Annotated in this window: 23 protein-coding genes; 10 read left to right on the top strand and 13 right to left on the bottom strand. The window is 38.9% G+C overall.

Annotation, left to right across the window (positions count from 1 at the left end):
• Positions 1-16 precede the first annotated feature (16 nt).
• Positions 17-1,693, top strand: coding sequence for a S8 family serine peptidase (locus TLET_RS10465; protein ID WP_012004067.1), 1,677 nt, complete (start codon positions 17-19; stop codon positions 1,691-1,693).
• A 49-nt stretch (positions 1,694-1,742) separates the two neighbouring features.
• Here the strand turns inward: TLET_RS10465 and rny are convergent, their stop codons facing one another.
• From rny to uvrB, 12 genes are read right to left on the bottom strand one after another with little or no spacing between them, the layout of a single operon-like run.
• Positions 1,743-3,272 (bottom strand): ribonuclease Y, encoded by a 1,530-nt coding sequence (gene rny, locus TLET_RS10470; protein WP_012004068.1) that lies wholly within the window; start codon positions 3,270-3,272, stop codon positions 1,743-1,745.
• A complete protein-coding gene (locus TLET_RS10475; RefSeq protein ID WP_012004069.1) occupies positions 3,269-3,721 on the bottom strand; it encodes a regulatory protein RecX in 453 nt (150 codons plus the stop codon). The genes rny and TLET_RS10475 overlap by 4 nt, the downstream gene beginning before the upstream one ends.
• Positions 3,705-4,766, bottom strand: a complete 1,062-nt coding sequence (gene recA, locus TLET_RS10480) for a recombinase RecA (protein WP_012004070.1) — start codon at positions 4,764-4,766, stop codon at positions 3,705-3,707. Before recA ends, TLET_RS10475 begins: the two co-directional genes overlap by 17 nt.
• Positions 4,759-5,322, bottom strand: coding sequence for an RNA 2',3'-cyclic phosphodiesterase (thpR, locus tag TLET_RS10485; RefSeq protein ID WP_012004071.1), 564 nt, complete (start codon positions 5,320-5,322; stop codon positions 4,759-4,761). The genes recA and thpR overlap by 8 nt, the downstream gene beginning before the upstream one ends.
• A gap of 3 nt (positions 5,323-5,325) precedes the next feature.
• On the bottom strand, positions 5,326-5,844 hold the full coding sequence (gene pgsA / locus TLET_RS10490) for a CDP-diacylglycerol--glycerol-3-phosphate 3-phosphatidyltransferase (protein WP_012004072.1): 519 nt from the start codon (positions 5,842-5,844) through the stop codon (positions 5,326-5,328).
• Positions 5,841-7,133: a 30S ribosomal protein S12 methylthiotransferase RimO gene (gene rimO / locus TLET_RS10495; RefSeq protein ID WP_012004073.1), complete on the bottom strand. Its 1,293-nt coding sequence runs from the start codon at positions 7,131-7,133 to the stop codon at positions 5,841-5,843. Before rimO ends, pgsA begins: the two co-directional genes overlap by 4 nt.
• Positions 7,054-7,683 (bottom strand): DUF4416 family protein, encoded by a 630-nt coding sequence (locus TLET_RS10500; RefSeq protein WP_012004074.1) that lies wholly within the window; start codon positions 7,681-7,683, stop codon positions 7,054-7,056. Before TLET_RS10500 ends, rimO begins: the two co-directional genes overlap by 80 nt.
• Positions 7,671-8,240, bottom strand: coding sequence for a helix-turn-helix domain-containing protein (locus TLET_RS10505; RefSeq protein ID WP_012004075.1), 570 nt, complete (start codon positions 8,238-8,240; stop codon positions 7,671-7,673). Before TLET_RS10505 ends, TLET_RS10500 begins: the two co-directional genes overlap by 13 nt.
• 59 nt (positions 8,241-8,299) lie before the next feature.
• Positions 8,300-8,959, bottom strand: coding sequence for a deoxynucleoside kinase (locus TLET_RS10510; protein WP_012004076.1), 660 nt, complete (start codon positions 8,957-8,959; stop codon positions 8,300-8,302).
• Positions 8,952-9,614, bottom strand: a complete 663-nt coding sequence (locus TLET_RS10515) for a deoxynucleoside kinase (RefSeq protein ID WP_012004077.1) — start codon at positions 9,612-9,614, stop codon at positions 8,952-8,954. The genes TLET_RS10510 and TLET_RS10515 overlap by 8 nt, the downstream gene beginning before the upstream one ends.
• Entirely contained in the window at positions 9,611-10,378 is a 768-nt protein-coding gene (locus tag TLET_RS10520) for an inositol monophosphatase family protein (protein WP_012004078.1), read from the bottom strand. Before TLET_RS10520 ends, TLET_RS10515 begins: the two co-directional genes overlap by 4 nt.
• On the bottom strand, positions 10,362-12,332 hold the full coding sequence (uvrB, locus tag TLET_RS10525) for an excinuclease ABC subunit UvrB (RefSeq protein WP_012004079.1): 1,971 nt from the start codon (positions 12,330-12,332) through the stop codon (positions 10,362-10,364). Before uvrB ends, TLET_RS10520 begins: the two co-directional genes overlap by 17 nt.
• A 51-nt stretch (positions 12,333-12,383) precedes the next feature.
• Here uvrB and TLET_RS10530 point away from each other — a divergent pair, with 51 nt between their 5' ends.
• The 7 genes from TLET_RS10530 to TLET_RS10560 are packed head-to-tail and all read left to right on the top strand — an operon-like array spanning position 12,384 to position 16,338.
• The gene (locus TLET_RS10530) at positions 12,384-12,722 is read left to right on the top strand and encodes a Na+/H+ antiporter subunit C (protein WP_012004080.1); all 339 of its coding nucleotides are present in this window, start codon (positions 12,384-12,386) and stop codon (positions 12,720-12,722) included.
• On the top strand, positions 12,719-14,110 hold the full coding sequence (locus TLET_RS10535; protein ID WP_012004081.1) for a cation:proton antiporter: 1,392 nt from the start codon (positions 12,719-12,721) through the stop codon (positions 14,108-14,110). Before TLET_RS10530 ends, TLET_RS10535 begins: the two co-directional genes overlap by 4 nt.
• On the top strand, positions 14,103-14,480 hold the full coding sequence (locus tag TLET_RS10540; RefSeq protein ID WP_012004082.1) for a Na+/H+ antiporter subunit E: 378 nt from the start codon (positions 14,103-14,105) through the stop codon (positions 14,478-14,480). Before TLET_RS10535 ends, TLET_RS10540 begins: the two co-directional genes overlap by 8 nt.
• Positions 14,477-14,725 (top strand): hypothetical protein, encoded by a 249-nt coding sequence (locus tag TLET_RS10985; RefSeq protein ID WP_012004083.1) that lies wholly within the window; start codon positions 14,477-14,479, stop codon positions 14,723-14,725. Before TLET_RS10540 ends, TLET_RS10985 begins: the two co-directional genes overlap by 4 nt.
• Positions 14,722-14,991: a cation:proton antiporter gene (locus TLET_RS10990; protein ID WP_012004084.1), complete on the top strand. Its 270-nt coding sequence runs from the start codon at positions 14,722-14,724 to the stop codon at positions 14,989-14,991. Before TLET_RS10985 ends, TLET_RS10990 begins: the two co-directional genes overlap by 4 nt.
• A complete protein-coding gene (locus TLET_RS10740) occupies positions 14,988-15,680 on the top strand; it encodes a hydrogenase subunit MbhD domain-containing protein (protein ID WP_012004085.1) in 693 nt (230 codons plus the stop codon). The genes TLET_RS10990 and TLET_RS10740 overlap by 4 nt, the downstream gene beginning before the upstream one ends.
• A 1-nt stretch (position 15,681) precedes the next feature.
• Entirely contained in the window at positions 15,682-16,338 is a 657-nt protein-coding gene (locus TLET_RS10560; protein WP_012004086.1) for an MnhB domain-containing protein, read from the top strand.
• A gap of 5 nt (positions 16,339-16,343) precedes the next feature.
• Here TLET_RS10560 and TLET_RS10565 read toward each other — a convergent pair whose 3' ends face one another.
• Complete coding sequence (locus tag TLET_RS10565) at positions 16,344-17,015, bottom strand: lipid-binding SYLF domain-containing protein (RefSeq protein WP_012004087.1); 672 nt, start codon at positions 17,013-17,015, stop codon at positions 16,344-16,346.
• Positions 17,016-17,074: 59 nt separating this feature from the next.
• Between TLET_RS10565 and glnA the strand changes: the two genes are divergently transcribed.
• Positions 17,075-18,406: a type I glutamate--ammonia ligase gene (gene glnA / locus TLET_RS10570; RefSeq protein ID WP_012004088.1), complete on the top strand. Its 1,332-nt coding sequence runs from the start codon at positions 17,075-17,077 to the stop codon at positions 18,404-18,406.
• A 49-nt stretch (positions 18,407-18,455) separates the two neighbouring features.
• The gene (locus tag TLET_RS10575; protein ID WP_012004089.1) at positions 18,456-18,638 is read left to right on the top strand and encodes a ferredoxin; all 183 of its coding nucleotides are present in this window, start codon (positions 18,456-18,458) and stop codon (positions 18,636-18,638) included.
• Positions 18,639-18,676 lie beyond the last annotated feature (38 nt).

Below are 18,676 nucleotides of genomic sequence, written 5' to 3' on the forward strand. Positions count from 1 at the left end.
ATAGAAGGGGGTGAAGATGATGAAAAGATTGATTATTGTATTATTCTTAAGCGTAATTTTGTTGCTTGCAGGGTGTATGAACAACAGCGTTCAGAATTCTCAACAACCTGAAGGCATAGTTGCAGCTATAGATAAAGGCGCAGAAGTAATGAGCAATGTGGTAATTGTCGGATACAAAGATGAATACAAGCAAGATATTGTAAATTTGATCAAATCAATAGACGAAAATGCGACAGTTCGAGTTGATTTCAAACTCGACCAGACAAATGTCATTAGCTTTTCTACATCGATAGATTACAGTACAATGAGAGAAAAGATCATCAGCAAGCTCAAAGCCGATGAAAGTTTAAAAGAAAAGATTAATTATGTAGAACCAAGTTATAAAAGATACCTAATCGAACCAATCACCAACGATAACCTGAAAGATACAGAGTTATTGACAAAAACAAAACAGATCTATGCAGATCAGCAGGAGGAATTTTTTGAAAAATACATGTGGGGTATCAGAAAGGTAAAGGCCCCCGAAGCATGGCAGATGGGGTATACCGGCGAAGGAGTCATTGTGGCCGTTGTCGATACTGGTGTCGATGGAACTCATCCAGATTTACAAGGTCAACTTGTTGAAGGCTACAGGCCTCTGACAGGTGAAACTTTACCAGCAGCTTCAGACAGTTCTTTTGGCGGTGCTCATGGAACTCATGTCGCTGGGACCATAGCTGCAAGTGATAATTCCATAGGTGTTATTGGAGTTGCGCCGAATGCAAAGATCATGCCGATAGTGATATTCGACACAGGTAGTCCTGAAACAGGTGGAGATGGAAGTTATATTGGCGACGATTATGTAGCACAAGGTTTTATGTGGGCTTTTGAGAATGGTGCGATGATTTTTTCAAACAGCTGGGGTGGAAAAGGCTATTCAATTACATTAGCCCACACTATTGCGCAAATCATGAGTTATGGAGGTATTTTCGTTGCTTCAGCAGGTAACAGCCATACAGATGAAATTCATTACCCATCATGTTATCCTGGAGTTATAAATGTTGCAGCAAGCACTGCGCAAGATGGAATAACCAACTTTTCAACACGCGGCAGATGGGTAACAGTTGCAGCACCCGGTGATTTCACAATCCTTTCCACCGTACCACTCTGGGATACTTATGAATTCTTCGATCAAGAAAATCCATATGCGCTGTATGGTGGCACATCGATGGCAACACCACACGTTTCTGGTGTGATTGCTTTGCTGTTAGAAAAACTTGGGTCCACTGAAGCTACACCTTATCAAATCAGAAAGCACATTGCAGCAACGGCAGATGATATCATGGCTCCGGGGTTTGATCATGACAGTGGTTGGGGTAGAGTCAATGCAGAAATGGCTCTCACACAAGATCTTCCATCTGATGAAGGTGCAAATGTTTATTTCGAGTTCTATGTAGATACAGATCCAGCTTCTTATGTCTATGTAACTCTCTATCCACAAGATGATACCATACCTGTTTACTATGGAAAATCAGATGAAAATGGTTCTCTGCCAATTGTTGGCATTGAACCAGGAGTTTACGATGTATACATGGCTTATGGAGATGCTGCATATTTGGGAATATCTACCAGCGAGCAATTAACTTATCATGAGTCAATAACTATTGAAAATGGGGACAATCCTTATGTGCACGTTTTTGAATCTGGTATGTAAAATTTAAATTTTTAAACAAAAAGAGGGGCTTTTGCCCCTCTTTTTATTATCATTTGGCATAGGCGATAGATCGTTTTTCTCTTATCACAACTACTTTTAATACTCCAGGATACTCTACCTCTTCTTCAATCTTCTTTGCTATTTCATAAGCCATTTTGTCTGCTTCCACATCATCAATTTTCTCTGGTTCAACAATAACTCTGACTTCTCTACCTGCCTGTATTGCGTAAGCTTTTTCAACATTTTTGAAACTCATAGCTATTTTTTCCATTTTAACGAGTCTTCTTATATAGGTTTCCAAACTCTCCCTTCTTGCACCCGGTCTTGCTGCGGATAAAGCATCAGCTGCAGCTACTAAAACAGATTCCGGGCAAACAGGTTCCTGCTCTCCATGGTGGCTCATTATCATATTAATGATATGGTCAGATTCACCATATCGCCTTGCAATCTCTGCTCCTATCTCGGTATGAGAACCTTCTACCTCGTGGTCGAGTGCCTTTCCAATGTCGTGCAAAAGGCCTCCTCTTCTTGTTCGATCAACATCCAGACCAAGCTCTTCAGCCATAAGTGCGGCAAGTTGTGCCACTTCTATTGAATGATCTAACACATTTTGTCCATAACTTGTCCTGAATTTTAGTTTTCCAAGTAATTTGATAAGCTCTGGATGCAATCCAGTTACGCCTGTAACAAAAGTTGCTTCCTGACCGGCTTCTTTTATCATTTTTTCCATTTCTTGTTTCGATTTTTCATACATTTCTTCTATTCTCGCTGGATGAATTCTTCCATCGGTTACGAGTTTTTCCAGAGTGAGCCTGGCTATCTCGCGACGAATAGGGTTGAAGCTTGAAAGCACGACAACTTCAGGCGTATCATCAATTATTAAATCAACACCTGTTATTTTTTCAAAGGTTCTTATGTTTCTTCCTTCTCTTCCTATTATCCTTCCTTTCATATCATCTGATGGCAAACTTACAGTAGATACAGTTATTTCACCTATATATTCAGGCGCATATCTCTGGACTGCTGTTGCAATTATCTTCTTTGCCTCTTTTTCAGCTTCTTCTTCATAATTTTCTTTTATTTTCTTATAAAGGATGGCTAAATCATGTTCGTATTTTTGCCTTGCTTCATCTATAACTATCTGTCTCGCTTCTTCTACAGTCATGCCTGCAAGTTTTGTAAACCTTTCATCCAGTTCTTTCTCACGTTGCTCAATTTTTTTCTTTGCCGCTTCCAACTGAACCCTCAATTGCTCAAGAGCAGTTTCTTTTTTATCAACTAACTCCTCACGCTTCGAAATAATCTCTTCGCGCTTCAACAATCTTTCTTCCAGGCTCCTGTGCTCGAGGTCCCTCCTTTTCTTTTCTTCTTCGATTTCTTCTTTGATTTTGTGGACCTCTTCCCTTGCCTCTATTATTGCTTTTCTTTTTATCTCCTGAGCTTCCTGCTCAGCCTTTTTTAATAAAGAAACAGCATCTTGCTGAGCTTTTCTATTTTTCTGTTCAATTCGCGATTTTGCCACCACATATCCCAAACCAAAACTGATTACAGCTGTTACCACAGCTACCAGGATTATCATCTATTTGCACCTCCTTCTATGTCAAACATACGTATTAATTCACCGGGAAATCCTCTTCTGTAGAGAAAATCCCCAATTTTTTTCCTGTCAATCCTGTGCAATTTAACTGTTTTCTCCATAATCTGAAAAAGATCAACCTCTTTCATAATTCTCTCGAGCGCATCATCGATGATGTAGTCTTCCACTTTCAACTCTTTCAACTTCGACTTTATTCTGTAAGGTCCGTATCCATGTACAGTCAGCATATCATACGCATAAAGATAGGCGAATTTCTCATCATCAACATACCCAGATTTTTCGAGCAACTCCAAAATCCGCTGGATAATGTCTTGATGAAAACCCTTGAGAATCAACTTTTCCTCCATTTCTTTTCTTGATCTCGATCTGAATCGAATCAACCTTTTAGCGTAATTCAAAGCTTTCTGAAAATCATCATTTTTCTTTTCCATTTTGCTTCTTCTCTTCCAAAATTTCAACAGGGAGATTGTATTTCAGGCGTATCTTTCTTTCTATTTCATTTGCAATCTGTGGATTTTCCACAAAGTAGTTCACCACATTGTTTTTTCCCTGACCAAGTGAATATTCTTTTCCATCATCCGCCATATAGAAAAACCAGCTTCCTTTCCTCTGTATCAGTCCTTCGCTGACGCCCATGTTGAACAATTCGTTTTCTTTCACAATTCCTTTGCCGTAGATTATGTCAAACTCAGCTTTTCTGAAAGGTGGAGCAACTTTGTTCTTGACAACCTTTGCAGTAACTGCGTTTCCTATGATCTCAGTACCTTCTTTTATTGATTCCCCCCTGCGAACCTCTATCCTCATCGTCGCATAAAATTTAAGTGCAAGCCCACCTGTAGTAGTTTCAGGGTTACCAAACATCACACCTATTTTCATTCTTATCTGATTGGTGAATATGACTATAGCTTTGGACCTGTTGACATTTCCTGCTATCTTTCTCAATGCCTGCGACATCAGACGAGCCTGAAGCCCAACCTGAAGATCTCCCATATTTCCTTCAATTTCCACTCTTGGTACAAGTGCTGCAACAGAATCAATTATTACGAGATCCACAGCATTACTTCTAACTAACTCATCAACAATTTCGAGCGCCTGTTCACCATAGTCAGGTTGTGAAATTAAAAGTGTTTTCAGATCCACGCCGAGTGCCTTCGCGTAAACCGGGTCAAGTGCGTGTTCAGCATCTACTATAGCTGCTATACCCCCTTTCTTTTGAACTTCCGCAATGGCATGAAGCGATATAGTGGTTTTCCCACTTGCTTCGGGACCATAAATCTCGATTATCCTGCCTCTCGGGTAACCTCCAACGCCGGTTGCTACATCCAGAGAAAGCGACCCAGTTGGAACAACTTCAACTGGCGCTACCTGATTTTCCTCACCAAGAATCATTATCGACCCTTTTCCAAAACTATTCTCGATTTTCTTGATTGCTTTTTCGAGCACTTCAGCCTTTGCTTTTTGCTCTTTTTCACTCATGTTTGATCAGTCCTCCTTCAAACCTGCATTCATAGACCTTTTTGTAAATGGGTCCGGCTGGCGTTAATCTTGAGAAATAAATACTAAATCGATCAACGGCAACGGTAATCGGTTCAAATGTGATATCCTCAATTAAAGGCTGCCAGGCACCTGGAAAATCTTTTATTCTCCCCACAGTTATATGTGGAGAGAACCTCTCTTCAAAAGAAAAATTGTGTTTGACAAGTTCAGATTTCATTTCTTCATACAATTTTTGAAGCGCCTGATTCGATTTAATTCCCAACCATATCACTCGAGGTTTGCTTTGCTTGGAAAAGTAACCAAGTTTTTCAACTATATAAGAAAATGATGGGAATCCCATAATCCTGTGGCAAAGATGTCTGGCTATTTCATCAACTTTATGAGATTGAACTTCCCCGAGAAAAAAGAGTGTAAGGTGAATATTTTCTTTACTGACCCAGTTGGCTTTAAAACCTCTCTTCATAAGTTTCTCCACTATCTGCTGAGAAACACCGCGCACGTTCTCATTAACATCAACAGCAATGAATGTCCTCAATTTTCATCCCCCCAGTACCTTTCTATTCTGGATCAGATAAATCAAAGCCGAAACAACAGTAAAAAATGCGCATGAGTAAATCACCAATTGATTGACAATTCCAAGCTGAAATCTGAAACTATTTTCAAAAAGCAGCAATATAACCAACAGCATCTGTAAAACGGTTTTCACCTTGCCCCATCTATTAGCCTGAATAACTACACCGCTATTAGCTGCGAGAATTCTAACTGCACTGACTACACTGTCTCTTGCCACAATCAAAGCGACCAGCCACGCTGGGATTTGAGGTATCAGGGCTATCATTGTTGAACTCACAAAAACTTTATCGGAAATTTGATCAAGAACTTTCCCGCTGCTGGTTATTTGATTAAGCTTTCTTGCCAAAAAACCATCTAAATAATCAGACAGTGCACCTGTTAGAAAGATGACCATCGCCCATTTCCACATTCCGGCTGATATAAGCATGAAAACCGGTATTGTTAGAAAAATTCTCGCAACACTTATAGTATTTGGTAGATTCATATCAGCTCTCCTTTCAAATCATACTCATCTGAATCTGTTATTCTAACAGTGTAATATCCAGGTATATCAACCTCTCGAGTTTTCTTCACGGTAACCTCACCATCTACCTCTGGAGCATCAAGATGACTCCTCGCCACATAAAACAACTCATTTTCCTGTTCTATAAGGACATTTAAATTTTTACCGACAAATCTTTTCAGACGTTCGTAAGCAATTTGACTCTGAAAAATGAGTAAATTTTCATATCTTTCCCGGGCAATCCTCTCAGAAACTTTTCGTTTCATAGAACTTGAAACTGTTCCTTCTTCGTCTGAGTATATAAAACATCCCAATCTGTCAAATTTTGCCTTTTCAAGAAAATCGAGCAATTTCTGAAAATCATCATTGGTTTCACCGGGAAAACCAACCATAACACTGGTCCTTATCGCTGCATCAGGATTATGACTCCTTATATACGCAATCAATTCGAGCAATTGTTCGCTGTTTTTAATTCTTCCCATTTGCTTAAGAATTCTATCGCTTCCATGCTGAACAGGTATGTCAAAATATGGCAACAACTTATCAAGAGAACAAATGGCATCAATCATTTTATCAGTAAGATGATCCGGGTGCAAATACATCACTCTTATTCGAAAATTTCCCTCTATAGAATTGAGTTTTTTCAGAAGCTGATCAAGCACTGCTTTATTGTAGAGGTCTACGCCGTAAGCAGTGGTGTCCTGAGCCACTAAAATGATTTCTTTCACACCAATTTCAACGAGCCTCTCGACTTCACTGTATATACTTTCGATACTTCGACTTTTGAACCTACCTTTGAAAAGGGGAATTGAGCAAAATGTACACGATCTGTCGCACCCATCTGCTATCTTCACATAAGCAAACGAATTATTACACGATCTTGGTGCTTCTTCATAAACCACGGTAGGTTTTTCAACAAGATAGGGCGTGGCTTTCTCAATAGCCTCAGCAATTTGATGAGGACTCAGAACTCCCAGCCACGAATCAACCTCAGGAATCTCTTTTGAGAGTTCCTTTGAATATCGTTGAACGAGACAACCTTTTACACAGAGGAAAAAGGGACGATATTTCTTATAATTGGCAAAAGTGATTATCTCATCTATTGATTCCTTTTTAGCCGACTCTATAAACCCGCATGTGTCTATAATAACCGCTTCCGCTTCTTCGATATCACTTACAATCTCATGCCCTCTATCCTTCAGGATCGCCTCCAATACATCGCAGTCGGCTTCGTTTTTCGGACAACCCAGAACTTTTATTCCTATCTTCATTGATTTCCTCACCCTTTAAAAAATTTCTACGCTTTTCTAAATACAGTTTTCGCACATGCTCGAGCTCTTTTTTGTATTCATCGCTTCTGTAATTTGGATAAGTAAATTCCCAGTATCTGAATTCACCAGACAGATAAAGTAATGTTACCTCTGCATAAATACCTTTGCCAAGGTAAATTCTGTTGGCCCATGGCTTTGTTGACGCCAGAACAAAATTCAAATGGTGTACATAACCCGGGTCAAGATTGAACTTTCTCTTTCCCTCCACAGAATAATTTTTTTCCAATTCATTGGTAAAAACCTTCGCATCGACAAGAAGTGAAGGATGTATCAATTTTTCAAAACTTATAAGCCTTCCTTTCAAATCACTTCCCATTTCATAATCATAATAAGTTGTGTACGTGCCAAAAGGCAGCTGCTCTGAAATATAATCTATTTTTCCAAACATGCCTTCCAAATGAGGTTTTATTTCTGAAAGCCAGTAATCAATGTACTGGGAAAAAGCGAAAATCACCAGATTCACGAACTCTGTTTTCTTCACCTCTCCCACAGAATCACCTCAAAATCACTCACATGTATATTCCATTCCTTTTTCAAAGTTATTATTGAACAGATGCCTTTATTGCCATTTACTCTATATCGATTTCCAATCTCAAGCTCGATGATTTCTCCTGGTTCAACCGGTCGCTCGTTAAAATAAACAGTCTGCCCAGAATTGTTTACAAACTGAGCCTCAGGACTACTCGCAACATCAAAAAATTTCAAAGCTGAATAGGCAAAAAAGCACACCGACGCTATTAGCATTGCTATAAGTAAAAAAGAAATCAAAGCTCCATTCCCAGATACCTTTTTCACCTCAGCTTGTTTGCTTACTGGTTGTTCAATTTCTGAAAGCAATTCTTCAGGGTCTATTTCCAAAAATTCTGAATAACTTCTTATATAATGTTTAACATAAAATGGAGCATCGACCCTGTCAAATTGACCTTCCTCTATTAGTCTTATCTTCCATGCCGGTATACCTATACTCTGTGCAACCTGATCTATCGTAAGTTGCTTCGATTCTCTCGAGTTTTTCAAAATTTCACCAATTTTTACCCATTTTTCCATAAACACACCTCAACCTACACATTATTATACCTTATCACACCATTTGACAGGCGTTAATTTTAGTCCAGCTTGCATACAAGACTACCTGAATTGAGTACGTGAACCCCTTTGAGATTAACGCATCGATCAATTGCATCGAGGACCAATGCTCTATCTGATTCGTTTTCGACAAAATCTATCTCATCTCCATTTATGATCAAAACGTTTCCATTGTGGAATTCCATAAAGGCTTCGTCGTAGAACTGGCACAATTGTTCCCAATAGGACTTTTCAACATTTATCTCATACGCCCTTCCTCTTTTCTCGATTCGTTCAAGAGCTGTTTTTACAGAGCATTTTATATAAATTAAAAGTCTTGGTGTTGGGGATATCTCAGACATTGTCCTGAAAAAACTCTCATACACTTTATATTCAATTGGCTGGAGAAAACCAAGTTGTTTCTGCATTCTGACAAAAACGAGATCACCCATCATCGAACGATCCATGACCGCTTTATGAGTCTGATTAGCACTTCTAACCTGAAGGAATCGTTTATGAAGAAAATAAAGTTCCATAGTTAAGCACCATCTTGACTTGTCTGCATAATACCTTTCCAGAATAGCATCTGCCAGATCATCGCTCATTTCGTAGAATCCTGTCATGCCCTTCTCTTTTTCAAGAATTTCAACGAGTGCTGTTTTGCCAGCCCCAACGGTTCCTTCAACAACTATCTCAAGCATTGGCCACACTCCTTTTATTCACAACATTACCATTATATTCATAGATAACCTTTTCCGGCTCCCGAAAGATTTCCTCAACAATCTGCACTATGTTCGAAAATCTTTCATCCACCGAATCAGTATTTATTATGAGCAGGGAAGAAAGGCTATATTGGCCGAAAAAGTCCTCATATTCCCGATTCAGTATTTCCCAGTAATTTTCATCTATGCTGAGTTCCCACAATCTGCCACGCTTCTTGATCCGATCTATTGCCGTTTTTGTTGAGCATTTTAGGTAGATCATCAGTTCAGGTGGTGTAGAAAATTCAATTAAATTACTGTGCAATTCTTTGTAAATGTCATATTCAAGCTTTGTCATTTCACCTCTTTTCAGTAATACAGATGGAAATATATGATCACAAAAAATAGAGCGATCCATGACTACATTGCCTTTTTCACAACCGATTTTCATCTGTTTGAACCTTTTTGTCAGAAAATATATCTGTAACTGAAAACCCCATTTTGATGGGTCAATGTAGAAATTCTCCAGAATCTGGATCAGTTTTGAATCAGTTAATTCATAAATTGGTTCCAGACAAAGTCGCTCTGAAATGTAATTTATGAAGGTGGTTTTGCCAGCCCCAACAGTTCCTTCAACAATTATCTTTGGCTTCATGATATACTCCTCAAAATATCCCTGAGTTTTTCAAAGATTGACGGCACAGCGGCAATTATTTCGCCTGTTTTGAAATCAAATTTTCCATTAATACTTTCAACAAAGATTCCCGATTCCCTTGCTATTAAAACTCCACCAGCTGTATCCCAAGGTTTCAGGCCGATCTCCCAATAACCATCAAATCTTCCACAAGCAAGATAACAGAGTTCTGCAGCCGCTGAACCAAATATTCTTATTTCCTGAGAAAGAAAGGTCATTTTTTCTATGCTTTTGAGTGTCCATTCAAAAAGTTTCTCTTCGTATGGCCATCCGGTAACAAGAAGAGCCTTTTCAAGAGATGGGCTGTTTTTGTTGAAAATCTGCCTGCCGTTTAAAAAAGCCCCCTTGCCTTTTTTTGCATAGAAAAGTTCATCGCTTGCCGGTAAATATACAGCTGATTCTGTAATCTCACGGTAATCCAATCTTGCTATGCTCACTGCAAAAAACGGTAAGGAATGTGAATAATTCAGCGTACCATCAATGGGATCAATAATAAAAACACATTCTGCATCTGGTATCTCTTTACATCCGTCGCCTTCCTCTAAAATAAAACGCGCTTCAGGCAAATGAGTGGAGATAAAATCTACTATCATTTTCTGGCATGCAAAATCAACCTCCGTTACAACATCAGAAGATCTACCCTTTACATTCACAACATGTTCTTGAAAAAACCTTTCTTTTGCAAAAATTCCCGCAATTTTAGCAGCCTCACAGATAATTTTCATCCTTAAGTTCCTCCCTGAGTCTAAAAATTTCGTCTCTGAGCTTCGCAGCATCTTCATAACGAAGCTCACTGGCAGCCCGGTACATTTCTTCCTCAAGAAGAGACAGATATTCCTCTTTGCTCAAATCTTTCGCGAGTTGATGATAATCTATCTCGGGTTTTTCCATGAATTTTTCAAATATCTCAATTTGAAGCGGTTTTACAATGGTTTTTGGTGTTATGCCGTATTTTTCATTGTATTCCATTTGAATTTTTCTTCTGCGATTTGTTTCATCAATAGCCCTTTGCATAGCTGGCGTAACTCTATCAGCATACATCAAAACTTTCCCATTTAAGTTTCTTGCTACACGTCCTATTATCTGTATCAGAGTTGTTTCCGATCTGAGAAACCCTTCTTTATCTGAATCAAGTATAGCAACAAGCGAAACTTCTGGAAGATCAAGTCCTTCTCTAAGAAGATTTATTCCAACAACTGCATCGACATCTCCCCGGCGAAGTTTTTTCAGAACTTCGATTCTCTCAATTGCATCAAGTTCAGAGTGAATGTACAGAGATTTGATGCCCATTTCAACAAGATACTCGCTGAGTTTCTCAGCAGTCTTTTTGGTCAAAACAGTTATTAAAGCTCTCTCGCCCCTCTCGACAACCTTTTTTATTTCGCTAATCAAATCATCTACCTGATATTTCGTTGGCCTGACTTCAACCTCGGGATCAATCAGGCCTGTTGGACGGATTATTTGCTCAACTATCTGCTCACTCACCTGATATTCGAATGGCCCCGGTGTGGCTGAGACAAATATTATCTGTGGCACCTTTTTTAAGAATTCCTCGAAGGTGAGAGGTCTGTTGTCAAATGCTGAAGGAAGTCTGAAGCCATATTCAACAAGGCTCTTCTTTCTTGAATGTTCCCCGCGCCACATAGCTCGCAACTGTGGTACAGCTATGTGAGATTCATCGAGAAAAACAAGCACATCGTCATCGAAATAATCCAGAAGAGTATATGGAGGTTCTCCGGGTTTCCTACCATCAAAATGTCTCGAGTAATTTTCTATTCCTGGGCAATATCCGAGGGCAGATAGAAGCTCCAGATCATGCATTGTTCGTTGTTGCAGCCGTTGGGCTTCTAAAATTTTTCCCTGGTTTTTCAATTCTGTCAACCTCTGATCTAATTCATTTTTAATGGATTCTACAGCTCTCTTTAATTTTTCTTCAGTGGTCACAAATTCTATTGCTGGATAGATGATAATTTTCTGTAACTCTTCCAGCGGAGATCTGTTGAGTTTGTCGAAAGTCTCTATTCTATCCACAACTGAACCAAAAAACTCTATTCTTATACCTTCATCCTGATATGTGGGATATATTTCAAGAACATCTCCTCTCAACCTGAAACAACCCTTGACTGTTATTTCATTGCTTCTCTCATAACCAATTTTTGCAAGATGCTGAGCAACTGCGTGGGGAGAGATCTTTAATCCCGTGGAAAGCTGGATATTCATCCTGTCAAAATCAGATGGATCTCCGGAGGCATATATACTCGAAACACTCGCCACAACAACAACATCTCGCCTGGTTCTAACGGATTTCAATGCAGACATTCTCATACGAACGAGCACATCGTTTATATCGGCATTTTTTTCTATGTAAAGATCTTTTGTTGGAACATAAGCTTCAGGTTGATAGTAATCATAATAGCTGATAAAGTACTCGACTCTATTGTGGGGAAAGAATGTTTTGAATTCACCATAAAGCTGTGCGGCAAGTGTTTTATTTGGAGAGATAACAAGAGCAGGTCTGTTCAAACGGGATATGACGTTTGCCATTGTGAAAGTTTTACCGCTGCCTGTCACTCCTATAAGGGTCTGGAACCGATAGCCTTTTTTAATGCCCTCAACAAGTCTATCTATTGCCTGGGGTTGATCACCAGTAGGTTCGTAATCACTCACAAGTTTAAACATATGAATGCCCCCATGCTGTATAATATTATAAATCAAGGGGAGGTTTTCTCTTTGAATTTCGTTGAATACATTTGCTTAATAGTTATCTTAGTGGCTTTATCTGGAATAATTCTCAGGAAGAACCTGGTTATGAAAATTGTTTGCCTTGATATTATGAGTACAGGAGTGGTAAGTTTCTTTGTTGTTGTCTCATCACGTTTTGGTGAAAAAGTTCCTATTGTCTCGGAAACAGCTGAAGCATATGCTCATCCTGTTCCACAGGCAGTAATAGTAACAGCTATTGTTATAGGTTTTGCAACTCTTTCTCTATCTTTCACGGTGATTATGATTTTGATTCAAAGACTCCATACAACTGATACGGAAAAAATTGAAAGGAGAACACATGAGTGAATAATTATGTGATCTACAATTTGATTTTGCTGATAATTGCTTTCTTATGCTTCAATAAAAGTCTATCCAGAATAACTCTCCTAACAATGGGGGGAGTGAATTTCCTGGTGGCAAACTTGATATACATAAATCAATTTGCGGGTGAGGCCACTTTGCGCGGAGCTTTCGGGGTTCACCTTGTTATAGATGGTCTATCAAGGAATTTCCTTTTGATGAACGCTGTGGTCTGGCTTGCCTCAACTATGGTTGGTATAAAAAAGAAGCGAAATACGGTTTACTACTTCTTTTTAGCACTGTTTCTTCCCGTGTGCAATTTAGCTTTTGTGTCCGGTGATTTGTTCAATATTTATGTAGTTCTTGAACTGATAACATTGATCACTTTTTTACTTTCCTCGACAACTTCTAAAACAAAACAATTTTGGGCTGCGATGAAGTATATCATTTTGTGTACAGCAGCTATGAATCTATATTTATTGGGAGTCGGGATGCATTTTCTGGAGAGCGGTACTTTCGATCTGTCAAAAGAAATATCAAACCTGCCAGCAGGATTAATAATTGCCGGTTTACTGGCGAAAGCCGGAGTTTTCTTTTACAGTATGTGGTTGATAGATCTTCATTCAAATGCTGAGCCAGAAATCTCAGCACTCCTATCAGGAATAAGTATCAAGGGAGCTGTTTATGCATTGATGAGGCTGCAACCGATAATTTCAGGCAGTTACAGAATTGTTGTTATCTTTGGAGTCGTATCTGCTATAACAGGCGTGTTTTTCGCTATGAATGAAAAAAATTACAAGAGAATCCTGGCACAGCACACACTTTCACAGGTTGGTTACATACTCGTATCGCCATCCTCGGGGGCTATTTACGCACTCGCCCATGGTGTGTTTAAGAGTTTTCTCTTTCTTTTTTCTGATGAATTGCCATCCCTGGATATTGAAGAGTTGCTGCAAAAACGTTTAGCGGTGAACAAATGGTTATTTCTCGCATTGGCATCTTTAACGATAAGTGGCATGCCATTAACTATAGGAGCAGCTGCTAAGGATATGGTTTTGAGTACTTTAACCTGGCAAAAACCTCTCATGTATATCGCCTGTATTGGCACAGTTGCAAGTTTCGCTAAATTTCTTTTTTTACCATCTGCAAGGTATGAAAAAATAAAGAATCTTCCTTCATATCTGCTGCTTTCATTTTATTGTTTAACACCTTTCGTCAATCATGATCGAAAATTTCTAAGTCCGATCTTGCTGATCCTAACAGGAATTTTGTTTTATTTTATAGTAAAAAGATTTCTCAGACCGCTTCCAAGAACACTCGAAAATATAAATAACTCTGCTTTTCTATATATCATACTTGTTTTGATTTGCGTGGTGGTGAGTGTAAATGCGTAATTTGTCCTCTTTTCTTATAGGTTTATGTTTCTGGTTAGTATTACATCCAAAGCTTGATATCCTGACTGTTTTTATCGCTGGTTTAATCTTCATCGTACAAAATGCTATAAACATAGATTTTAAACCGAGGAGATTGATAATTTTCCTAATAAAACTTGTCTACAGCTTCTTACTGGCAATTTTGCAATCATTTAAATTAATAACCAAGGGCTATTTTTTCAATTCAAAAATACAATCCACCAAAGTAATAACTGACGAAGAACTTTTCGAAAAAACAATTTTGATAACGCTTACTCCGTACACACTTGTCATAGAAGACCAGCACGGCCATCTAATCGTGCACGAACTTGTTGAGGAGGAAAAAAGATGATATTGCTTGCCATTTATTCTGTAAATTTGATAATAGTTCTCTATATGTTTATATCAACAAAAGATAGATGGCAAAAGCTCATAAGTCTCGCCAGTTTCTCAACAAAGATTTCTTTGATACTGCTTTTGTTTGCCTATATGAAAACCGATTCGAATTTGTTCGACGTGTTCTTTTTTTATACATTGCTGAACGCTTCTGGAATTATATTTCTCTCTTATTTTCTCTCAAAGGAGGATCTGGGGTGATTTCGATAATACTGGTATCTGCCGGTTTGTTGCTGACCTTTTACGGTACGGTCGGGCTGCTACGAGCAAAAAATACAGCTCAAAAACTGCATTTTCTTGGTGTCAGCGACACGATTGGCTCTGTTTTAATATTTACTGGCATTGTAATCAACTGGTATGAAGTGTTAGCGAAAATAATCATGGTCAGTTTAATCACACTGATCACCGGACCACTCATCTCGCATATCATTGCCAGATCTATCATCCAAAAGGAAGATAGGAAGTGAAAATCCTAACTGCTATTCTGATTTTAATCCTTGCACTGTACACAGTGACGAGGAAAAAACCGCTTGAAGCTATTTTCGGTAGAACTATTCTAAGCATGGTTGCGGTTTTACTTTACGCGATATCTGCCGCTCCAGATGTTGCACTTGCAGAGGCTCTTTTGGGTGTCGTATTATCAACTTTTGTTTATATAACACTCTTCAGAAGAATGGGCAAAATCAGGATAGGGGTCGTTCCAGTTCATTCTCTGTTCGAGAAATTGGGAAACACATACCGGGGATTGGAGTATGAACTGGTTTCTACCTATGCAAGGCAAAATGGCTACGAAATCGAAATTACTGAATACGCTGATCAAAAAGAATTGATATCATCTTTTGTGGAAGGTCAGGTAGATATGATATGCGGGGCTGTAACTCGCAAAATGTGCCCGGATCATACTGATTGTTACGAAATACTGCAAACAAAATTTGCTATATTACCAGACAGAAGAACAGTTGATCTTCTTACATTTAAAGAATACATTCTGAAGCAGTCCATACGTGAAACAGTTGTTTTTTCGCAAGAAATTGACGAGTACGTGATAAGCATAGAAAAAAAGACGGATCTTTCGTTGAAATTCAAAGATTTTTACGAGGCAGCGAAAAACTCTGGAAAATTGGAATTGCTGAGAAAAAAATATGTGGGTGATTAATGTGAAGACTGTTTTTGTAATTGGGTGCGTTGCAGCAATCTTTATTCTTTCTTTAAGCTTTAAACCAGAGCCACAGTTGAACGAAAACGTCGTGAAAACAATTTATGAGCAGACAGTTTCACCCAACACAGTTTCGGGTGTATATCTCAATACCAGATTGTATGATACTCTTTTTGAAGTACTCGTTTTTTCAGTGGCATCAATAGGGGTTAAAATCAAATCGAAATCGCTCAAGATAGCCCCTGAAAGGTCACATATATCAGATAGGTCTGCCATTGTCGGAATTAAATTACTCGCATTTCTTTCAATCCTCGCAGGTTTCTATCTTGCTATATTTGGGCACCTCTCCCCAGGAGGGGGTTTTGCAGCCGGTGTGGCTGGAGCAACCGGATTGCTTTTGATTGCTACAACCTCAGGCTTTGAAGACCTGGAAAATTACCTGAAAAAGAAAAAAGCAGAAAGCATAGAAACACTTCTGATTGTTGCTTTTCTCTTAGTAGCAACAATTGATCTTTTAATGATTCATTTTCCTAAAATAAATGGCAAAGTACTTGAAGGCCAGTACATACCCATTTACAATGTCTTGATATTTGCGAAAGTATCTCTCGGTGGCTGGATAATAGTTTACAATTTTATTCGCCACCGAGGAGTTCTGTGAAATCTTTATTGAGAAGGCTGGAGATAGATCAGGCTGTTCAGATAATCTACAATTTCAACTGCTTCTTTTGATCTGGGCTCATTTTTCAGTGCCTCGGTTGGAGAAATATCACTTTCGTAGTACTGCTTATTTGCATCAGTATCAACTTGCACAATCGAGCCCTGAAGTGATAGACCGGCAAAAAACCCCTTACTGACAGAATAGGAATAAATTGATGCCTGAAGTTTATAATCCGTATCAGCTGAAAGAGATCTTCCAAGCGGTCCCGCTGATACACTGACGTTACCGCCAAGAGTCACACTACTGGAAATAAAACTGTTTACAGCCTTTTCGTTCATCAAAACAAGAACAAGTCCAACATTCTGCACACCTATTTGCGCACCAAGGCTAAGCCCAGTTAATTTGACAAATACAGGACCATACCACTTTCCTGTTGCGATATCTCTTTTAAAAACGACTCCTTCTCCATACTGGCCACCTATGACAAAACCGACTTTGAACAGCGAGGGGTATATAGCTATTCCTTCTGACTGGCGAAGCAATTCTACAAATGCTCCACTATCAGGTATATTGGAAAGTTCTTTGAGTATAGAAAGTGAGCTTGTCAATCTTTCCATGGGAGTGGCAGCGATGCCAAAAATCGGGACTAACAATAAAACAGGCAGAATTTTTTTCATTCTTACACCTCCGTTTTTAGTTTATCATAAATATGCAAAAACAAACGGAGGTGATATGTGTGAGGCAGGTCATCGAGGAGATAGACAGAAGAGGTTGTAAGTTTGTTGATTTAAAAGTTGTTGATCTCTACGGAAGATGGAGGCATGTAACTCTTCACAGGGAAAGTTTCTCAGAAGAAATTTTTGAAAAGGGTGTTGGGTTCGACGCATCAAATCTTGGTTATGCGTCTGTGACTAAAAGCGATATGATTCTCATTCCGGATGCCAGAACACTGTTTTTTGAAAAAATCGAAAATGAGGAAATCGCGAGCTTTATATGTGATGTGTATAGTTCAGAAAATTTTAAACCAAGTGAACATGATCCAAGATTTATCTTTAAGAAAGCCATTGAATACATCTCACCAATAGCTGACGATATAAAGCTTTCTATAGAGTATGAGTTTCATGTTTTTAGCAGAGTTCGATACTCAATCCAACCTAATCTCATTTTTCTGGAAACCGATAGCCCAGAAGGTTTTTGGAATTCCTCTCAATCCGGAGAGTATTTCGTCGGCCGTAAAAAAGGATATCACAGAGAAATCCCATTTGATAACTTCATGCACCTGAGAAATGCCATAGTTTCGGAACTTGAAAACGTGGGAGTTTCGGTGAAATACCACCATCACGAAGTAGGGTCTTCGCAACTTGAGATAGAAACAAATTTTGAAAGTGCACTAAAAGCTGCTGATTGGGTTATGTTAGTCAAACATGTCGTTAGAAAAATAGCTAAACAATCTGGATTTCTGGTGACATTCATGCCTAAACCACTGTACAATGAAGCAGGAAACGGCATGCACATTCATCAATACATGATTAAAGACGGAAAAAACATCTTTTCTGGCGACGAGTTACATGGGTTGTCAAAAACCTGTCATCAATACATGACAGGATTGTTAAAACATTGCCCGGCTGTTATGGCTTTCTCCAATCCAACAACAAACTCTTACAGAAGACTCGTACCGGGCTTTGAAGCGCCCACAAATGCGTCCTTTGGACTTGCCAACAGAAATGCCGCTGTAAGAATCCCAGGTTATGTAAAAGACCATTCTGAAAAAAGAATAGAATTTCGCACAATTGACGCTTCCTGCAATCCATACCTTGCAATATCCGCTATGATACTGGCTGGAGTAGACGGTATAAAGAAAAAAATGAAAGCGGAAGAATCATCTGAATTATCTTTGCCAATAGACCTTTCAAAAGCATGTGATGCCCTGGAAGAAGATAGAGAATTCTTAAAAGAAATTTTCCCAGATTCACTGATCCAGCACTGGGTTCAAACAAAAAGAGAAGAATATAGATATATTTCTTCTATTCCACATCCGGCAGAATATGACTTGTACTTCGACGTTTGAAGTTTTATAATAGCTTTAGGTTTTTCCACATTCTCAGGGAGGTGCTTTCATGAAGGTTAGAGTTGACGAAGCTGCATGCATTGGTTGCGGCGTCTGCGAAAGTCTGTGTCCGGAAGTTTTCAAACTTGCTGATGATGGTAAAGCGAAAGTTCTTCAACCTGAAACGGAACTCGATTGCGCAAAAGATGCTGCTGATAGTTGTCCAACTGGCGCAATCAGTGTTGAAGAGTAAAAAAAGAGGCGGGCGACCGCCTCTTTTTCTTTATTTAA

The sequence above is a fragment of the Pseudothermotoga lettingae TMO genome (genome assembly GCF_000017865.1).
GTDB lineage: Bacteria > Thermotogota > Thermotogae > Thermotogales > DSM-5069 > Pseudothermotoga_B > Pseudothermotoga_B elfii.

What these genes read in the sequence shown, in the direction of transcription:
- TLET_RS10575 (WP_012004089.1), top strand. Translation starts at nt 18,456, where the DNA reads ATGAAGGTTAGAGTTGACGAAGCTGCATGCATTGGTTGCGGCGTCTGC.
- recA (WP_012004070.1), bottom strand. Translation starts at nt 4,766, where the DNA reads ATGAGTGAAAAAGAGCAAAAAGCAAAGGCTGAAGTGCTCGAAAAAGCA.
- TLET_RS10985 (WP_012004083.1), top strand. Translation starts at nt 14,477, where the DNA reads ATGATATTGCTTGCCATTTATTCTGTAAATTTGATAATAGTTCTCTAT.
- uvrB (WP_012004079.1), bottom strand. Translation starts at nt 12,332, where the DNA reads ATGTTTAAACTTGTGAGTGATTACGAACCTACTGGTGATCAACCCCAG.
- TLET_RS10540 (WP_012004082.1), top strand. Translation starts at nt 14,103, where the DNA reads ATGCGTAATTTGTCCTCTTTTCTTATAGGTTTATGTTTCTGGTTAGTA.
- pgsA (WP_012004072.1), bottom strand. Translation starts at nt 5,844, where the DNA reads ATGAATCTACCAAATACTATAAGTGTTGCGAGAATTTTTCTAACAATA.
- rimO (WP_012004073.1), bottom strand. Translation starts at nt 7,133, where the DNA reads ATGAAGATAGGAATAAAAGTTCTGGGTTGTCCGAAAAACGAAGCCGAC.
- TLET_RS10475 (WP_012004069.1), bottom strand. Translation starts at nt 3,721, where the DNA reads ATGGAAAAGAAAAATGATGATTTTCAGAAAGCTTTGAATTACGCTAAA.
- TLET_RS10515 (WP_012004077.1), bottom strand. Translation starts at nt 9,614, where the DNA reads ATGAAGCCAAAGATAATTGTTGAAGGAACTGTTGGGGCTGGCAAAACC.
- TLET_RS10505 (WP_012004075.1), bottom strand. Translation starts at nt 8,240, where the DNA reads ATGGAAAAATGGGTAAAAATTGGTGAAATTTTGAAAAACTCGAGAGAA.
- TLET_RS10565 (WP_012004087.1), bottom strand. Translation starts at nt 17,015, where the DNA reads ATGAAAAAAATTCTGCCTGTTTTATTGTTAGTCCCGATTTTTGGCATC.
- TLET_RS10520 (WP_012004078.1), bottom strand. Translation starts at nt 10,378, where the DNA reads ATGAAAATTATCTGTGAGGCTGCTAAAATTGCGGGAATTTTTGCAAAA.
- rny (WP_012004068.1), bottom strand. Translation starts at nt 3,272, where the DNA reads ATGATAATCCTGGTAGCTGTGGTAACAGCTGTAATCAGTTTTGGTTTG.
- TLET_RS10510 (WP_012004076.1), bottom strand. Translation starts at nt 8,959, where the DNA reads ATGCTTGAGATAGTTGTTGAAGGAACCGTTGGGGCTGGCAAAACAGCA.
- TLET_RS10465 (WP_012004067.1), top strand. Translation starts at nt 17, where the DNA reads ATGATGAAAAGATTGATTATTGTATTATTCTTAAGCGTAATTTTGTTG.